The sequence below is a fragment of the Solibacillus sp. FSL R5-0691 genome (assembly GCF_037974225.1).
Taxonomy (GTDB): domain Bacteria; phylum Bacillota; class Bacilli; order Bacillales_A; family Planococcaceae; genus Solibacillus.
The window spans coordinates 374702-390000 of sequence record NZ_CP150231.1 but is presented as its reverse complement, the minus strand read 5'-3'; the positions used below and the strand labels follow the sequence as shown (position 1 = coordinate 390000).

Annotated in this window: 16 protein-coding genes; 7 read left to right on the top strand and 9 right to left on the bottom strand. The window is 39.6% G+C overall.

What is annotated here, in order from left to right; genetic code table 11:
* Positions 1-61 precede the first annotated feature (61 nt).
* Positions 62-451, top strand: coding sequence for a (deoxy)nucleoside triphosphate pyrophosphohydrolase (locus tag MKY51_RS01940; protein ID WP_339174982.1), 390 nt, complete (start codon positions 62-64; stop codon positions 449-451).
* 18 nt (positions 452-469) lie between these two features.
* Positions 470-3340, top strand: a complete 2871-nt coding sequence (locus tag MKY51_RS01935) for a DEAD/DEAH box helicase (protein WP_339174981.1) — start codon at positions 470-472, stop codon at positions 3338-3340.
* A gap of 51 nt (positions 3341-3391) precedes the next feature.
* Here the strand turns inward: MKY51_RS01935 and MKY51_RS01930 are convergent, their stop codons facing one another.
* The gene (locus MKY51_RS01930; protein ID WP_339174979.1) at positions 3392-4303 is read right to left on the bottom strand and encodes an HNH endonuclease; all 912 of its coding nucleotides are present in this window, start codon (positions 4301-4303) and stop codon (positions 3392-3394) included.
* Positions 4304-4557: 254 nt separating this feature from the next.
* Here MKY51_RS01930 and MKY51_RS01925 point away from each other — a divergent pair, with 254 nt between their 5' ends.
* The 3 genes from MKY51_RS01925 to MKY51_RS01915 all read left to right on the top strand — a co-directional run bounded on the left by MKY51_RS01925 (position 4558) and on the right by MKY51_RS01915 (position 7520).
* Entirely contained in the window at positions 4558-6261 is a 1704-nt protein-coding gene (locus MKY51_RS01925) for an ABC transporter ATP-binding protein (RefSeq protein ID WP_339174977.1), read from the top strand.
* A 73-nt stretch (positions 6262-6334) separates the two neighbouring features.
* Positions 6335-7252, top strand: coding sequence for a dipeptidase (locus tag MKY51_RS01920; protein WP_339174975.1), 918 nt, complete (start codon positions 6335-6337; stop codon positions 7250-7252).
* A 70-nt stretch (positions 7253-7322) separates the two neighbouring features.
* Positions 7323-7520: a YwbE family protein gene (locus MKY51_RS01915; RefSeq protein WP_339174973.1), complete on the top strand. Its 198-nt coding sequence runs from the start codon at positions 7323-7325 to the stop codon at positions 7518-7520.
* A gap of 220 nt (positions 7521-7740) precedes the next feature.
* On the opposite strand, the gene MKY51_RS01910 is transcribed toward MKY51_RS01915, so the two are convergent.
* The 5 genes from MKY51_RS01910 to MKY51_RS01890 form a co-directional block, all read right to left on the bottom strand.
* A complete protein-coding gene (locus tag MKY51_RS01910) occupies positions 7741-8766 on the bottom strand; it encodes a M14 family zinc carboxypeptidase (protein WP_339174971.1) in 1026 nt (341 codons plus the stop codon).
* 270 nt (positions 8767-9036) lie between these two features.
* Positions 9037-9672, bottom strand: coding sequence for a 3-oxoacid CoA-transferase subunit B (locus MKY51_RS01905; protein WP_339176554.1), 636 nt, complete (start codon positions 9670-9672; stop codon positions 9037-9039).
* Positions 9669-10367, bottom strand: a complete 699-nt coding sequence (locus MKY51_RS01900; protein ID WP_339174970.1) for a CoA transferase subunit A — start codon at positions 10365-10367, stop codon at positions 9669-9671. The genes MKY51_RS01905 and MKY51_RS01900 overlap by 4 nt, the downstream gene beginning before the upstream one ends.
* Positions 10368-10560: 193 nt before the next feature.
* A complete protein-coding gene (locus tag MKY51_RS01895; protein ID WP_339174969.1) occupies positions 10561-10764 on the bottom strand; it encodes a hypothetical protein in 204 nt (67 codons plus the stop codon).
* Between the two features lie 69 nt (positions 10765-10833).
* Positions 10834-11460, bottom strand: a complete 627-nt coding sequence (locus tag MKY51_RS01890; RefSeq protein ID WP_339174968.1) for a general stress protein — start codon at positions 11458-11460, stop codon at positions 10834-10836.
* 275 nt (positions 11461-11735) lie between these two features.
* Between MKY51_RS01890 and MKY51_RS01885 the strand changes: the two genes are divergently transcribed.
* Positions 11736-12134, top strand: coding sequence for an MFS transporter permease (locus MKY51_RS01885; protein WP_339174966.1), 399 nt, complete (start codon positions 11736-11738; stop codon positions 12132-12134).
* 65 nt (positions 12135-12199) lie between these two features.
* Here the strand turns inward: MKY51_RS01885 and MKY51_RS01880 are convergent, their stop codons facing one another.
* The 3 genes from MKY51_RS01880 to MKY51_RS01870 form a co-directional block, all read right to left on the bottom strand.
* Complete coding sequence (locus tag MKY51_RS01880) at positions 12200-12727, bottom strand: hypothetical protein (RefSeq protein WP_339174964.1); 528 nt, start codon at positions 12725-12727, stop codon at positions 12200-12202.
* A gap of 159 nt (positions 12728-12886) precedes the next feature.
* Positions 12887-13450 carry a nitroreductase gene (locus tag MKY51_RS01875; RefSeq protein ID WP_339174963.1) on the bottom strand — a complete coding sequence of 188 codons (564 nt, stop codon included), beginning with the start codon at positions 13448-13450 and terminating at the stop codon, positions 12887-12889.
* A 185-nt stretch (positions 13451-13635) separates the two neighbouring features.
* A complete protein-coding gene (locus MKY51_RS01870) occupies positions 13636-14130 on the bottom strand; it encodes an amidase domain-containing protein (protein ID WP_339174962.1) in 495 nt (164 codons plus the stop codon).
* 144 nt (positions 14131-14274) lie between these two features.
* Here MKY51_RS01870 and MKY51_RS01865 point away from each other — a divergent pair, with 144 nt between their 5' ends.
* Entirely contained in the window at positions 14275-15297 is a 1023-nt protein-coding gene (locus MKY51_RS01865; RefSeq protein WP_339174960.1) for a DUF2804 domain-containing protein, read from the top strand.
* Positions 15298-15299: the final 2 nt, after the last annotated feature.

Below are 15299 nucleotides of genomic sequence, written 5' to 3'. Positions count from 1 at the left end.
TTAAAAGTAGCCCCCTTCGTATATAATCAAATTATGAACTTAAAGATTGGAATGAGTGATTTTGAAAAAACAAGTACACGTAGTTGGAGCTATTATAGAGAACGACAAACAGGAAATTTACTGTGCACAACGTAGCCCTCAAATGTCATTGCCAAACTATTGGGAGTTTCCAGGTGGGAAGATCGAGAAAGATGAAACACCACAGCAAGCATTAAAACGTGAAATTTTAGAAGAATTCACTTGTGAGATTGCAGTAGGTGAAAAAGTTGAGGACACTACTTATGATTATGGTACGTTCATCGTTCGTCTTGAAACATATATGGCGAAAATTGTGAATGGGACACCTGTTGCTATGGAGCATTCTAATACGAAATGGGTAAAACGTGCATCGCTTAGCGAACTAGATTTTGCACCAGCAGATATTCCAGCAGTCGAAAAATTATTAAAATAATTTAAAGGTGGTGCTTTTATGGAGCAGTTAGTTAAAAAACTTGAAGCTTCTTTACATAAAGGTTTTATCGATCAATCAAAGGCCGTCTCCTCACAGTTTAAACCGAAATTATTATCCAATAAAGCACATGAAAATGTCCTTTCAACACTTTTACAAGAAATGAAGACATGTAAAACGTTCACCTTTTCTGTGGCATTCATTACGGAAGGTGGATTAGCGACAATTAAAACGATGTTGTATGACTTGGAGAAAAAGGGCATTCATGGTCGTATATTAACATCTACCTTTTTAAGCTTTAATCAACCAAAAATGTTTAAAGAACTTCTCAAATTAACAAATGTAGAAGTTCGTGTTACCGATGTGAAAGGCTTTCACTCAAAAGGCTATATTTTCGAGCATGATCAGCATTATTCCTTAATCGTTGGAAGCTCTAATTTAACGGATAGCGCACTAAAAGCAAACTTTGAATGGAATGTTTATTTAACTTCCCTAGAAAATGGCGAGGTGATCAATCATTTTAAAAATCAGTTTGAACAGCAATGGAATAGTGCGATCCCGTTAAGTGAAGAGTGGATTGCTCACTATCAAATTAATTATGAGAAGCCAGAATTCAATAATAAAGTTGCCTCTCCACCTTTATATGTAACGAATCCATTAAAAGAGAGTTTAAAAATACAGCCTAATAAAATGCAAAAAGCCGCGCTTGAGCAGTTAAAGCTCCTTCGCCAAAGTGGTGCAAACCGCGGTCTTATCATTTCAGCAACTGGAACAGGTAAAACTTATTTATCTGCGTTTGATGTTCGAAATGCTGCACCAAAACGCATGTTATTTATCGTACACCGTGAACAAATTTTGAAAAAGGCGATGCAAGATTTCCGCAATATTTTATTAGGTGATCCTGAAGATTATGGGATTTTATCCGGTAATTCAAAGGATTTAAATGCGAGATATTTATTTGCAACGGTTCAGACCATTTCACGTGACCCTTATTTGCAACAATTTGCGAAAGATCATTTTGACTATATTTTAATTGACGAAGTTCACCGAGCAGGTGCGGAATCGTATTTAAAAATTATGAATTACTTTGAACCTCAATTTTTGTTAGGAATGACGGCGACACCAGAACGTACAGATAACTTCAACATCTATGAACTTTTTGATTATAATGTGGCCTATGAAATTCGCCTTCAAGCCGCATTAGAAGAAGACATGCTCTGCCCTTTCCACTATTTCGGTGTGACGGACTATGAGCTTGATGGTGAGCTTATCGATGAAACAGCAGACTTGCAAAAGTTAGTTCATCGGGAGCGGATAGATCATATTATTGAAAAAATTTCGTATTACGGGTTTTCTGGGGATCGCGTTCGTGGATTAATGTTTTGCAGTACGAAGGAAGAAGCCCGTACCCTATCCAACCTACTCAATACGCGTGGCTATAAAACGACTGCATTGACTGGAGATCACTCTCAAGAAGAACGTGAAGAAGCAATTGCTAAATTAGAGAATGGTGAGCTCGAATATATTTTGACGGTAGATATTTTTAACGAAGGTATTGATATTCCCTTCATTAACCAAATTGTTATGCTGCGCCAAACACAATCTAGTATCATCTTTATTCAACAGCTAGGTCGAGGGTTACGGAAACATAATGTAAAAGAATATGTGACGATTATCGATTTTATAGGCAACTATAAAAATAACTATTTAATTCCGATCGCCCTATCTGGTGATAAGTCGATGAACAAAGATAATGTTCGCCGAAACACGGTAAATACAGATTATATCCAAGGGGTTTCAACAATTAACTTTGAGGAAATCGCGAAGAAGCAAATTTTCGATGCGATAAATAACGCGAATTTATCGACGTTAAAAATGTTAAGAGATAGCTATTCTGAGCTCAAAAATCGGATCGGACACATCCCAATGCTTAAAGATTTTATTGAACAAAATTCGTTAGATCCCGAAGTCATTATTAGCTACATCCCTACTTATTATGATTTTTTAATGAAGATGAAAGAAGATATCCCTTCAATTACCGATTACGAAAAATCTGTCCTAACATTCATTGGAAAGGATTTTTTATCAGGGAAAAGAATTCATGAAATTTTATTGTTGCAACTTCTTTTAGAAAAAGAGTCTATTTCAGAACAAAGCTACCTTTCAGCATTACAAGCTCACCATGCTTATATTCAGAAAGATACAATTGCAGGCATTGAAAATGTGTTTTCCTTAAACTTTTTCGTAGAAGCTGACAATAAAAAATTCGGAAATAAACCTTTAATTATGAAATCGAATTCCCACTATACGTTTAATGAAGAATTACAACTTTCACTTCGAGATGAAAATTTCAAACAGTACTTCATCGATTTACTTGAATGTGCCTTTGTTAAAAACAAACAATTCAATAACAACGAACCCTTTAAACTGTATGAAAAGTATTCTCGCCGTGAAGTATGCCGCTTACTAGATTGGGAAAAAAACGAGGAAGGAACATTAAACGGCGGTCGTCCGAAAAATGGTGATTTCCCTATTTTCGTCAATTATCATAAAAACGATGAAAATGATCTTGAAACAAATTATATGGATGAATTTTTATCAGACGATACATTTAAATGGTGTTCAACAAAAAATCGATATATCGATAAATCAAAAGAAATGCAAATTCTTATTCACTCGGTTGAAAATGGAACAAACGTTTATCTGTTTGTAAAAAAAGACAATGGTGAAGGGAAAGATTTTTATTATCTTGGTCGCTGTGCGGTAAACCCAAGCTCTGCAAAACCAGAAAAAATATTAGATAAAGGAAAATATTATCCCGTCGTTACAATGGAAATGGTGTTGGAGCAACCAATCCAATACGACATCTACCACTACCTAGTAGAAGAATAAAATAAAGCAAGGTGTAGTCCAGTTTGGATCACACCTTGCTTTTTCTATTGATTATTCATTACCTCTAAATATCTCCCGCTTATGCCACTTGAAATATTTCTTGTGCTCTTCTACTCTTGCAACGCGCATTTTCTCATGAATTCCGTATTTCACATAATCCATCTGATCAATCTCCGAAGAAATATGGATTTTTCCTGTTCCATCAAATGCGATATAGCCTTGGTCGTATAAGGCATCATGGTTATGACATAGCAGAATACCGTTGTATGGATCGAGTCGCTCATCATTTGTTGCATCTTTCCATGGTTTTGAATGGCTTGCGCGTAATAGTCCCGGTAGCGAAATGCCGCATAGTGCACATTGGTTGTCCCATAATGGCATTAGTTGCTTTCTGAATTTTTGCTGGCCTTTACGGATTTTTACCTTTGCTTCCGCTTCTGTTTCAATTAATACAGGCACGAGCGTATTGCGTTCTTTTTGCGCAATGAGGCCCATCGCAAACTCCAGCTGTTCTTCATTTTCCTCATAAATATTCGCATCACTCATAAGCTCAAGCAGCTTGATTGCGAGCATTTCATTACAAGGATATAAAAAGCCTTGGTTGCCGTCCCCATTATGTTGGAACGGTGAATACTTGACCGGCAGCAGTGGCTCGATTTCTTCAAAATGTTCTTTTATCGAAATGGGTAAATGTAGTTCCTCGTACATCGCTGAGAATTGATGCCCTACTTCACCGGATTGATCAAAAGGATTCACACCTTCCCCACAATCTTCCTGAGCGGTACTGATTGCGACGATTTCCCCTTTCACACAGTGAAAAATTGCATCGCCCTTCCTAACTTCCTTCATCCGCTCCCAAGAATGTGGTGTTTGTCCACTATTATCTAAAATTGAGCACCATACGACTTGCTTTTCCTTTGCCTCATCATATGTACGCCCTTGCATTACAATATAAAAATTCATACGTACACCTTCGCTTCTTTGCTTTCTTTTAGTGTACCATTTCTTTTTTCTTATCATAACTAACATGTCTTATAAATAAATGCCACTTTCATAATATTATCCTTAACTCCTTCCATAAGATTAAATTTCAATCCCCCACTATTTCGCCTCTCGAAAAGCTCCCAAAAAATGTTATAATCCGAATAAGATTCATTTTCACTACTATCACAACCGGTTGCGCTCAGTTTTGAGTTGTTTAACAGAAAGGACTAGAAATGCTAGCAAGATTTTTTACGTATTATAAGCCGCATAAGCGATTGTTCATCATCGACTTTTCTTGTGCGGTATTTGTGGCCGTTCTGGAATTGCTGTTCCCGATGGCTGTGCAATGGTTTATCGATGATCTGCTCCCGACAAACGACTGGGGCATGATTACAAAAATCAGTGCGCTTCTTTTACTGACGTATATTTTAAGTACGGCAATGAACTTTGTCGTGAACTATTTAGGTCATAAGCTCGGAGTCAATATCGAAACCGATATGCGCCAGCAGCTGTTCAATCATGTGCAGCGCCAACCTTATACGTTTTTCGATAATATGAAAACAGGTCATTTGATGAGTCGTATTACGAATGACTTATTCGATATCGGAGAGTTTGCGCACCATGGTCCGGAAGATTTGTTCATTGCAATGATGACCTTTATCGGGGCATTTACAATTATGTTCAATATAAACGCGACCTTGGCTACAATAATCCTGATTTTCGTTCCGTTTTTAATTGCAGTCATGTATTGGAGCAATAAACGAATGAAAAAAGGCTGGAGCGTCATGTACACTGAAATCGCCAACGTCAACGGCCGTGTGGAAGACAGCTTTTCGGGTATTCGCGTCGTGAAATCATTTACAAATGAAGAATTTGAAAAGAACCGCTTCAAAGACCAGAATGCCCTATTCCGTAAAGCGAAAATTTACGCGTACAAAGTAATGGCAGGCACACATTCAAGCATTTATATTTTAACTCGTTTACTGACATTACTTGTTCTTGTCGTTGGGGCATGGCTTTCATTTAACGACAACCTTACAGCCGGGGAGTTTGCGAGCTTTATTTTATTTACGAATGTATTGATTAGACCAATCGATAAAATCAGTGCATTACTTGAAATGTATCCAAAAGGAATGGCCGGTTTTAAACGTTTCTGTGATCTGCTTGACCAGGAGCCGACAATTAACGACCGTCCAAATGCGATTGATATCGATCATTTAAACGGTGATATTGAGTTTAAAAACGTAGACTTCAAATACGCAGACAGCAAGCAAGTACTGAACAATCTATCATTTAAAGTGGAAGCAGGAAAAACGGTTGCCTTTGTCGGTCCATCCGGTTCCGGGAAAACGACGATCAGCGCACTCATCCCCCGCTTTTACGATATTACGGGCGGTGCGATTACAATTGACGGGTACGATATCCGTGATTTAACACAGCAGTCACTGCGTAAACAAATCGGAACAGTACAGCAGGATGTATTTTTATTTACAGGTACTATTCGTGAAAATATCGAATATGGTAAATTAGGCGCGAGCTTCGAAGACATTAAAGCAGCTGCCGAGCAGGCAAACTTGCTAGAGTTCATCGAGAATTTACCGGACGGTTTCGAAACGGAAATTGGTGAACGTGGTCTGAAATTATCGGGCGGTCAAAAGCAGCGTCTGGCGATTGCGCGCATGTTCCTGAAAAACCCGCCAATTTTAATATTGGATGAGGCGACATCTGCACTAGATACAGCGACTGAACGAATTATCCAGCAGTCGTTGAACGATTTGGCGAAAAACCGTACGACATTGATTATTGCACACCGATTAGCGACAATTCGCGATGCGGACTATATTTTTGTTGTCACACCAAATGGTATCGAAGAACAAGGCACATATGAAGAGCTTGTCGCAAAAGGCGGTATTTTTGCAGGGCTCCATCATGCATAGAAATTAAAGTTAAGATGAGGTGGATGATTGCGGTCATTCACCTTTTTTCTACCAAAATGGAGGGGGTTTTTTGATGAGTTTTCCAGTAATTGATCTACATTGTGATGCATTATGGCGTATGCAGCAGGACGGCCACCGGTTTAACGATGGTCTGCTTGATGTAAATGCAGATAAGCTTCGGGCAGGAAATGTAATGGCACAGGCATTTGCGATTTTTGTTTATCCAACGTTAACATTGGAGGAAAAACGGGCTGCTGCTTTGAAACAGATAGCCCATTTCCAGCAAGAAGTGCTAAGTGAACAAGTTATGCATATTAAAAAGTGGACGGATTTTGAGAAACTTCAGCCAGGACAAACCGGCGCTTTTTTAACGATTGAAGGCGTCGATTTTTTTGGAGGCGATATTGATTTTTGGCATCAATTCCGTGAGCTTGGCGTGTTGTCGATCGGGCTTACATGGAATCATTCAAACGAAGCTGCAGACGGTTTACATAGTACATCACAGATTGGCGTTACATCGTTTGGCAAAGAAATCATTAAACTGAATAATGAGCACCGGCTGTTCACCGATGTTACTCATCTTCATGAACGAAGCTTTTGGGATGTCATCGAGCATGCCGATTATGTAATTGCTTCCCACTCAAATGCCATGGCTGTCTGCAACCATGAGCGTAATTTAAACGATGCACAGATTAAAGCGATGATTGAAAAGAATGCCCCGATTCATGTTGTGTACTACCCTGAATTTATAAATGGTACAAACACGGCAAGCATGACAGACTTGATTCGTCATATTGACTATATTTGCTCACTTGGCGGGAAGCATTTGATCGGACTTGGATCTGATTTTGATGGAATCGATTCGAAAATCCCTCATCTTGAACATTCTGGAATGCATCAAAATCTCGTTAATGAGCTGTTAAAGCATTACAGTGAACAGGACGTACTCGGTTTTGCGTCTGCGAATTTCTTAAAGCACTTACCGAAATAGACAGTAACGTCAGGTCCACTTCGGTTTCGTGCTATACTAGAGAAACTTATGAATGAGAGGACGTTTTACTATGAACGGCAAAAACCGAAGCGATGTCTATCCAGGCTTGGAAGTGGATATCGTACTAAAACAAGACCAGCGTACAGGCAAAACAACACGCGGTATCGTAAAAGACTTACTGACAAACAGCAGCTCCCACCCACATGGCATTAAAGTAAGACTGACTGATGGACAAATCGGACGTGTGTGTCAGACTTATCCAAAGTAAGTACTGAGCTTTCCTCGCTAGTGAGGATTAAATTTTATTTTTGAGGATTATCTGCAGGTAAGTGAGGATTATCGTTATATAGTTGAGGATTATCCTATTCCAAATGTGGATTATATTTATTCCCTGCTAAAGGGCGGCGTTTTTTTACCGAAACAGCTCATACAGAAAAGGAGCAAAAGATTCCATGACTAAGAATCTCTTGCTCCTTTTCGTATATTTTTTATCTTTGAGTATCCAATGTATCCCAGAAACTGATATCTGCAGTTTCAATTGAACGATCTGCTATCGCTTGAACCGCAGCATCAAGTGTTGTAATCGTTTGTTTGATTAAATAACCATTACTTTTTTGACCAATAACTGCCGATTCATTGAAGTGATCGGACATTCCGCGCATTTCAAATAGCAGTGTAGCAATATCATATTGAACTGCGGCACCATTACGGCCGATATTCTCACCATTGCCGCCATTATATTTTGCTAAATGTCCCCATCCAGTAGAATCAACGGCATTAAATACAACAGAGCCCAACTTTTTCGATTTCTCTAATACTTCCGGTTTTACTTTATCATTCGTAGGATAAAGCATAGATCCCGATACTAATTTCCCGTCTCGTCTCGCTTGCGTACCTTGATGATGCAGGTCGATCATGTAGTCAATATCATACTTTTGTAAAACATTTTTATGAAGAGCCTGTGTTTCCGGGTGCACTTTATCAACATGATCACGATTTAAGTCTGCCCCTACTGCATTGTATCGTGTTAAATTACGCCCTCCGTCAGCAATATAATCATCTAGAGAAAAGTCGACGTCTCCCATCGCGCCATCTGCATTTAACATAGGCACAATAAGAATATTGACCTTATCAAGAACGCCCTTTGTTTTACCTGTCCCAAGATGTTTGATGAATTCCAATGCACCTTCTGTCGTTAATTGTTCATTACCATGCTGTTGTGTCAAAAATAGGATTGTCGGGTTATTTGGATTCGTAATATATTTCGCCATGTAAATATCTCGTTTTTTTACAGTTTGACCGATCACTTCAAGCTGCATAGCATCTTGTTTCGCGTCTTGCTTTTTAAGATAATTTACCATTTCATCGTAAGTATATAGGATTGACGTTTGAATCGATTCATTTCCACCATAGTTCGGTCCTTCACCTACAGCATAGGCTGTTAATGAAGCTGGTGTAACAGCTCCCAGTGCCAAAATGCCAGTTAAGGATAGTGCTAATGCTTTCTTTTTCATAAGACCCCTCCACTTTAATATTCAAAATTATCAAAATAATAATTCATACTTTAAGAATATCCATCAATTCTATAATCGTATATAGAGGGAATCTATCAATTTATTTGGATCCAAGATAGAGCAATTGTTTTAATTTTCCATTAATAGTGTATATTGATTTACTCATTGTTTCGCTGTTCTTTTCAAGTTTTTATAGAGTAAAAGTCACTAAGCGTTTGTGAGGATATAAAAAAATGCACAAAAAGCTAATCTGCTTTTTGCGCATTATCTTTATAGGTTCACTTCAAAAATTGCCTCTGTTTTTTCCTGTACTTCCTCTAGTGTTACCCCGTCCTGAAGCTCCACCAGCTGCATCTTGCCATCTTGAAAATCAAAGACCGCCAAATCAGTAATTAACCGGTGAACAACACTTTTGCCAGTCAACGGCAGTGAGCATTCACGTTTTACTTTCGACTCACCATATTTGTTCGTATGTTCCATAATGACGATGACTTTTTTCGCACCGACAACTAAGTCCATCGCCCCGCCCATTCCTTTTACTACTTTTCCGGGAATCATCCAGTTGGCCAAGTCACCCTCTTCAGAAACTTCCATTCCACCTAGAATTGCCAGATCAATATGCCCGCCGCGAATCATCGCAAAGCTTTCTGCGCTATCAAAATAGGTTGCGCCTACTTTTGCTGTGACCGTTTCCTTCCCGGCATTAATCAAGTCTGCATCAACTTCTGCTTCTGTCGGGTACGGCCCGATTCCGAGCAGTCCGTTTTCTGACTGCAGCATCACATTATAATGCTCAGGAATTTCATTAGCGATCAAAGTTGGCATGCCGATTCCTAAATTTACATAGGTTCCATCCTGAATTTCCTTCACTGCGCGTCGGATAATTTTCATGCGTGCATCCATTATGCTTCCTCCCTTCCAGTGCGGCGTTCAATGCGTTTTTCAAATGACTCGCTATGGACGATATGCTGCACATAAATGCCCGGCAGATGAATTTCGTCCGGATCCAGTTCGCCTGTTTCGACAAGCTGCTCCACTTCGACAATTGTCACTTTACCTGCTGTCGCACAAAGCGGGTTAAAGTTGCGCGATGTTTTACGGAACACAAGATTTCCGGAACGATCCGCTTTCCATGCTTTCACAAGCGCAAAATCCCCAGTAATCGCGCGTTCAAGCAAGTATGTTTTGCCGTCGAATTCTTTTGTCTCTTTTCCCTCTGCGATTGGCGTACCAACACCTGTTGCCGTATAAAATCCTGGTATGCCCGCACCGCCAGCACGAATGCGTTCTGCCAATGTGCCCTGTGGTGTCAATTCCACTTCCAGCTCGCCGTTTAAATATTGCTGTTCGAATGTTTTATTTTCCCCTACATACGAAGCGATGATCTTCGTAATCTGCTTGTCTTGCAACAGAACGCCGAGCCCGAAATCATCGACACCACAGTTATTGCTGACAACCGTCAAATTTTTTGTACCTTTATCTTTTACTGCCTGAATTAGATTTTCCGGAATACCGCATAACCCGAATCCCCCTACTAATAATACAGCTCCATCGTCTATTGCCTGAATCGCCTGTTGTACAGAAGCTACTACTTTATCCATGTCCTTATCCCCTTTCACATCCATACAAAATATTCTACAAAAAGACGAAATTCCCTTTAAAAATCTGTTTTTCTTAGGCGGGTGGTGGATTTTCTAATAAACTTTGATATGTTCTAATATAATTTTATTTGTTCTAATAAAATGCCGGTTTTCTAATATATTACCGAGATGTTCTAATAAGTCCGCGCTTTGTTCAAATATCCTCGGCGCATTTTCTAATATCCATCGGCGTTGTTCTAATAACCTGCTCAACTGTTCTAATAAAATCGATTCCCGTCTTCTCCTGCCCCCTCATGCGGAAAAAATTGAAGGCTTCTTGCCCTGAATCGAACCCATCTTCTAATAACCTCGCCAAACCTTCTAATAACCCTCTCACATCTTCTAATAACTCATTCAATTGTTCTAATAAATCCCCAACCCCACAAAAAAAGCCAAACTGCCCTAATTGAACAGTCTGACTTTGCTTCTAATTTTGTTTTTCATGCGGTGCTTGGTAAATGCCGATTTCCTTAGTATTCGGGTCGCGGACAATACGCTGATCGTCCTTTAACGGAATAATATCCGGATCTTCCGCCTCACTGCTCCGGCCAAAATCTCCTGCAACAGTTGTATTCGGCAGCGCTTCATACTTTTTCTCAGGTTCAAATGGTACTGGACGTTCATCCATTACCTCTTTATTAATGAGGTTTGATGGATTGGAACGGTTCGTAATCCAATCATCGAGTGTATGGCCTGTCCAATCTTCTTCATCAAATGGGTCGGTACCTGTTATGAGCAGTTTTCCGCCCTCTTCAATGATCTTTTCGTATTCCAGTCGCTTATTTTCAGGTAAACCGAGGCGGCGAATTTTCTCTTCAATTGGCGATTCCTTCGTCAATGCTGTTTTCAATATACTGCGGACACCATTTGTAGTGATAAGCGACACCTGCTGATCACGTGCGATGGAGTGAAATTCGTCTACATCCTTTGTTAAAAGATAAATATGTGTACCTTCCAATTCATTGTCCGGTCTACGTAATTCCTGGAGTTTCTCTAGCAATTCCTGTTTCGTATAGGCAACATCAATTTTCTGTTTCGGCTCATCAAAAAACATTTGCATCCCTCCATTAAATTATTCGTAAGTACCTTTTCCCCATCTCACCTATCCAAAACTTATTTTAAAATAGCACTCGGTCGAATAAATTCCCTTTCCCCTTGAAGAAAAAAACGTTTTTTCGCTTTGTTTGTTTATTCATTTACTCAAAATAGTATTTTCTCCTCTCCACTCAACACCTTAAAATACTCTGTTGATTGCTTCATATAAAGATTCATTTTAAACTAAACACAGTAATCAACAAGTTGTTCAATACTTTTCAGGAGGAATTATATATGAGTAAAAAATCAAAAATAATTTTAGCCGCTTCACTTGCCATTATTGCTTTTATGATCGGAAAAGCGTTTATTTTAGATGAGTCCAGCAAGATGTATTTGATCATCTTTTCCTTTGTCGGACTTGGGTTAGCTATGTTGCGTCTCTTTATTAATGGAATGATTAAAAAGATGAAAGGTAAACCTGTCGGAGTGAAAATACTGTTCTTTGCCGCTCTTCTTGGCTGCGGTATTCCGTTTCAAAATTGGTTCCGTACAGATATCCTGCTTTCAATGAACCGCGAGTATCTAGTGCCTTGTCTTATCGTAACTGTTGCCAGCATATTTTTCATGACGGTTCTTTCCGGTGTGATCTCTCAGCGTAAACGCGCACCTAAATTAGAAGAAATAGCAATATAAAATAGCGAAAACCCGTTACAAAGCTGATCAAACTTTGTAACGGGATTTTTTTTGTTTCCCTCATATCAAGTTAGCGTTTCAATTTTTTCATAAATTTCTTTCAGCATAATATCATAACGATCACCGTTTAAGTAAAAATTAAAAACATCGACATCGCATTTTATCTCTGACAATTCATCACCTACTAGAATTTCATTATGTAAATAAAGCGTTGAATGTGAACCATTTATCAGATTTTGAAAGTGCAGTGTATCGTAAGTGATGTTTTCTTTCGTAAAGGCAAAATGCCCTTTCGCTGCTTCATAATAAACAATAGGAATGATTGCATCCTCATATATTTTAATATATTCATCTTGGGAAGCTTGTTCAAATACAGTTGGTGTAATAAAAAGAGCATCATATTCCAATACCGGATTCGTAACCACTTCTTCAAGTGCCTCAAATGTAATTTCAACAATTTCTATATTGGTATTGTAATGATCTTGGAACTCCCCTAAAACAGCAATTTTTAGCGGCATCCCATTATACGCGACTATTTCCTCCGAACACCCTGTTAATAATAGAAGCCCGAGCAGAAATAATACTTTTTTCATTTATATCTCATCCTTTCATAGATGAATTGTATAATAGGTTGCTATCAATCCTTGCAAATTATTCGTCAGGGAATAATTAAAGGAGCTGCCAACACGATGCGGCAACTCCTTTTGCTAAATGCACAAGAAAATCATCGTTTCCTCATGCATTCCATCATATTATTGCCCAAATTCCGTTACGAATTCAGAAAGCTCTTTTCGTGTTCTTACATTTGGCACATTATCGTAATAGCCGAACTGGAACATTGAAATGACACGTTCATGTGGCTTTGCGTTTAATGCTTCACGGAATTTCGGGTTATCTAGGAAGCCCGGTGTTTTCCAGCAAGTACCGATGCCTTTTTCCCATGCAAGTAGCTGCACATTTTGTAAATAGCAAGCGGCTGCCGCATAGTCTTCCAATCGTTCTTTTTGACGAACATCTTCTGTCACAAGCACAAATGCGTATGCACCGGCCAATGTGAATTTTTTCATTTGGATCGCAAGTGCATCTTCTGAAAGCTCCTGCCATTTTGGAACTGCCATGTCTCGTAGCAGTTCATGTACTTTTGGCATCTGCTCCTCTGCACCTACTACAATGCGCCATGGCTGACGGTTGCCGTGGTTCGGTGCCCATTTTGCATCATCCAAAATTTTCATTACTGCCTTTTTGTCAACTTGCTGTCCATTAAATAGTTTAATCGAACGGCGTTGCAATACTGCGTCTCTTACCGATAAAGTCATCGCCAAATCCTCCTTCAATTACTACTATTACATTAGCATGAATGCTCTCTATTTAACATATAACATGGTGTGAATTCTATATAAAAAGTTCATTATCAGGCAGGCAATCACAATACGGTAAAGTAACTGCCCTAAAAAGCAGAAAAACTCCGCTTATTTCACCGCTCTCCCCACAATAAGAACGATCAAAACTGATCCGCTATATGGAAGTAATAATACTGCATATTCGGCGTGTAGGCAGTGGAGTCTTCGTACGTATAGAGGCGGTCAATGCTGTTCGAGGTATGAGCATTCACATATGGTACCCCCTGCTTGATACGCGTCACAATTGTGCTGTGATCGATACGGCCGTCCCCCGTAAAATCGTAAAAAATAATATCCCCCAGCTGCAGTTCACTTGCCGAGTTTACCCTTGTCGCGCGAAGGCCTTGTGTGGATGTTTCCAAATACCAGCGAAGGGAGTGTGCAACAGACCAGCTATAACTCCAGCGCTCCGGTTGCCCGATCATCCACCAGCCTTGCCCCCGATTCGGCGCTCCTCGCATTGGTGCCCCTCCAGCACGTAAACATTGGGAAATAAAATTTGTACAGTCATCCCGGAATACCGGATATTCAGGATTAAAGCTGTCCCACCATCTATTTGCATAATCAACAGCAGCCGTCCGATTATAAGTAGACAACGATCTTCTCCTTTTTTCACAGCGTATGTCGAGTACTTTCTAATTATGAAAGTGTTGTGAATGTAGAGCAAAAATCCCCTGTTTTTGTAAATGTCTGCTACAATTATTTTATTGAAATTATGAAACGGTTAGGGGGAATTATGAATGACACAACATGCAGAAAGGGAAATTTTTCTTCCTATAGCCCTTTGCGATAAAAAAGGTAATTTAAACCCGGAAGCAATCGGTTTTGCACGAAGACCTATTATCGACAGTAATTTGTCAGGGCATTTTATGCGCAAGAAAAAATGGAATTACTGGTGTGTATATGGCGAGGAGATTTTATTTTCCGCGACAATCAGTCATATGGATTACGCGGCTGTATGCTTTGTCTATTTCCTCGAATACGAAACACAACGCTACTTTGAAAAAACAATTTTAATTCCGCTTGGGGCAAAAGTAAAAATGCCGACACAAGTGCTGGAAACAATTCAATATAAAAATTCCGAAATGTCCATTCAACTTACATACTTCAACCGAGAGACCCATTTAACCGTAACCGCGCCTGATTTTGACGGTGATCCTTTACACGCTGAGCTGACGATTGCACATCCTAAAGACGATGACTCCCTTAATGTAGTCATTCCATGGAATCGCCGAACTTTCCAATTCACGGCGAAACATCACACATTACCAACTACGGGAACTGTAAAAATCGGCAATCGTACCTTTACGTTCACACCGGAAGAAAGCTTTGCTGTGCTCGATTATGGCCGAGGTGTATGGCCGCGTGAAGCAACATGGAACTGGGGCATGGCATCACAGCGCGTTCGTGGGCAGCGGATTGGATTAAACTTTGGCGGGAAATGGACAGATGGAACAGGCATGACTGAAAATGCCATCTTTATCGACGGTCAAATGACGAAAATACATGAAGATGTTTTATTTCACTATGACCGCACTAATTTCATGCATCCGTGGACGATCAAAACGAAATTTACCGGTCGCGTCAACTTAACTTTCACTCCATTTTTTGAACGTGTGGCAGAAACGAATGCGAAACTCATCATTTCCTCTGTTCATCAAATGGTCGGTTATTACGATGGATTTATTCAGCTCGATGATGGCAAAACACTGCATATCCAACAAATGCTTGGCTGCATTGAAGAACATGTTGCAAAGTGGTAACG

Excerpts from the sequence above, each read along its gene's own strand:
- MKY51_RS01935 (WP_339174981.1), top strand. The coding sequence starts at position 470 with ATGGAGCAGTTAGTTAAAAAACTTGAAGCTTCTTTACATAAAGGTTTT.
- MKY51_RS01930 (WP_339174979.1), bottom strand. The coding sequence starts at position 4,303 with ATGAATTTTTATATTGTAATGCAAGGGCGTACATATGATGAGGCAAAG.
- MKY51_RS01925 (WP_339174977.1), top strand. The coding sequence starts at position 4,558 with ATGCTAGCAAGATTTTTTACGTATTATAAGCCGCATAAGCGATTGTTC.
- MKY51_RS01920 (WP_339174975.1), top strand. The coding sequence starts at position 6,335 with ATGAGTTTTCCAGTAATTGATCTACATTGTGATGCATTATGGCGTATG.
- MKY51_RS01915 (WP_339174973.1), top strand. The coding sequence starts at position 7,323 with ATGAACGGCAAAAACCGAAGCGATGTCTATCCAGGCTTGGAAGTGGAT.
- MKY51_RS01910 (WP_339174971.1), bottom strand. The coding sequence starts at position 8,766 with ATGAAAAAGAAAGCATTAGCACTATCCTTAACTGGCATTTTGGCACTG.
- MKY51_RS01900 (WP_339174970.1), bottom strand. The coding sequence starts at position 10,367 with ATGGATAAAGTAGTAGCTTCTGTACAACAGGCGATTCAGGCAATAGAC.
- MKY51_RS01890 (WP_339174968.1), bottom strand. The coding sequence starts at position 11,460 with ATGTTTTTTGATGAGCCGAAACAGAAAATTGATGTTGCCTATACGAAA.
- MKY51_RS01885 (WP_339174966.1), top strand. The coding sequence starts at position 11,736 with ATGAGTAAAAAATCAAAAATAATTTTAGCCGCTTCACTTGCCATTATT.
- MKY51_RS01880 (WP_339174964.1), bottom strand. The coding sequence starts at position 12,727 with ATGAAAAAAGTATTATTTCTGCTCGGGCTTCTATTATTAACAGGGTGT.
- MKY51_RS01875 (WP_339174963.1), bottom strand. The coding sequence starts at position 13,450 with ATGACTTTATCGGTAAGAGACGCAGTATTGCAACGCCGTTCGATTAAA.
- MKY51_RS01865 (WP_339174960.1), top strand. The coding sequence starts at position 14,275 with ATGACACAACATGCAGAAAGGGAAATTTTTCTTCCTATAGCCCTTTGC.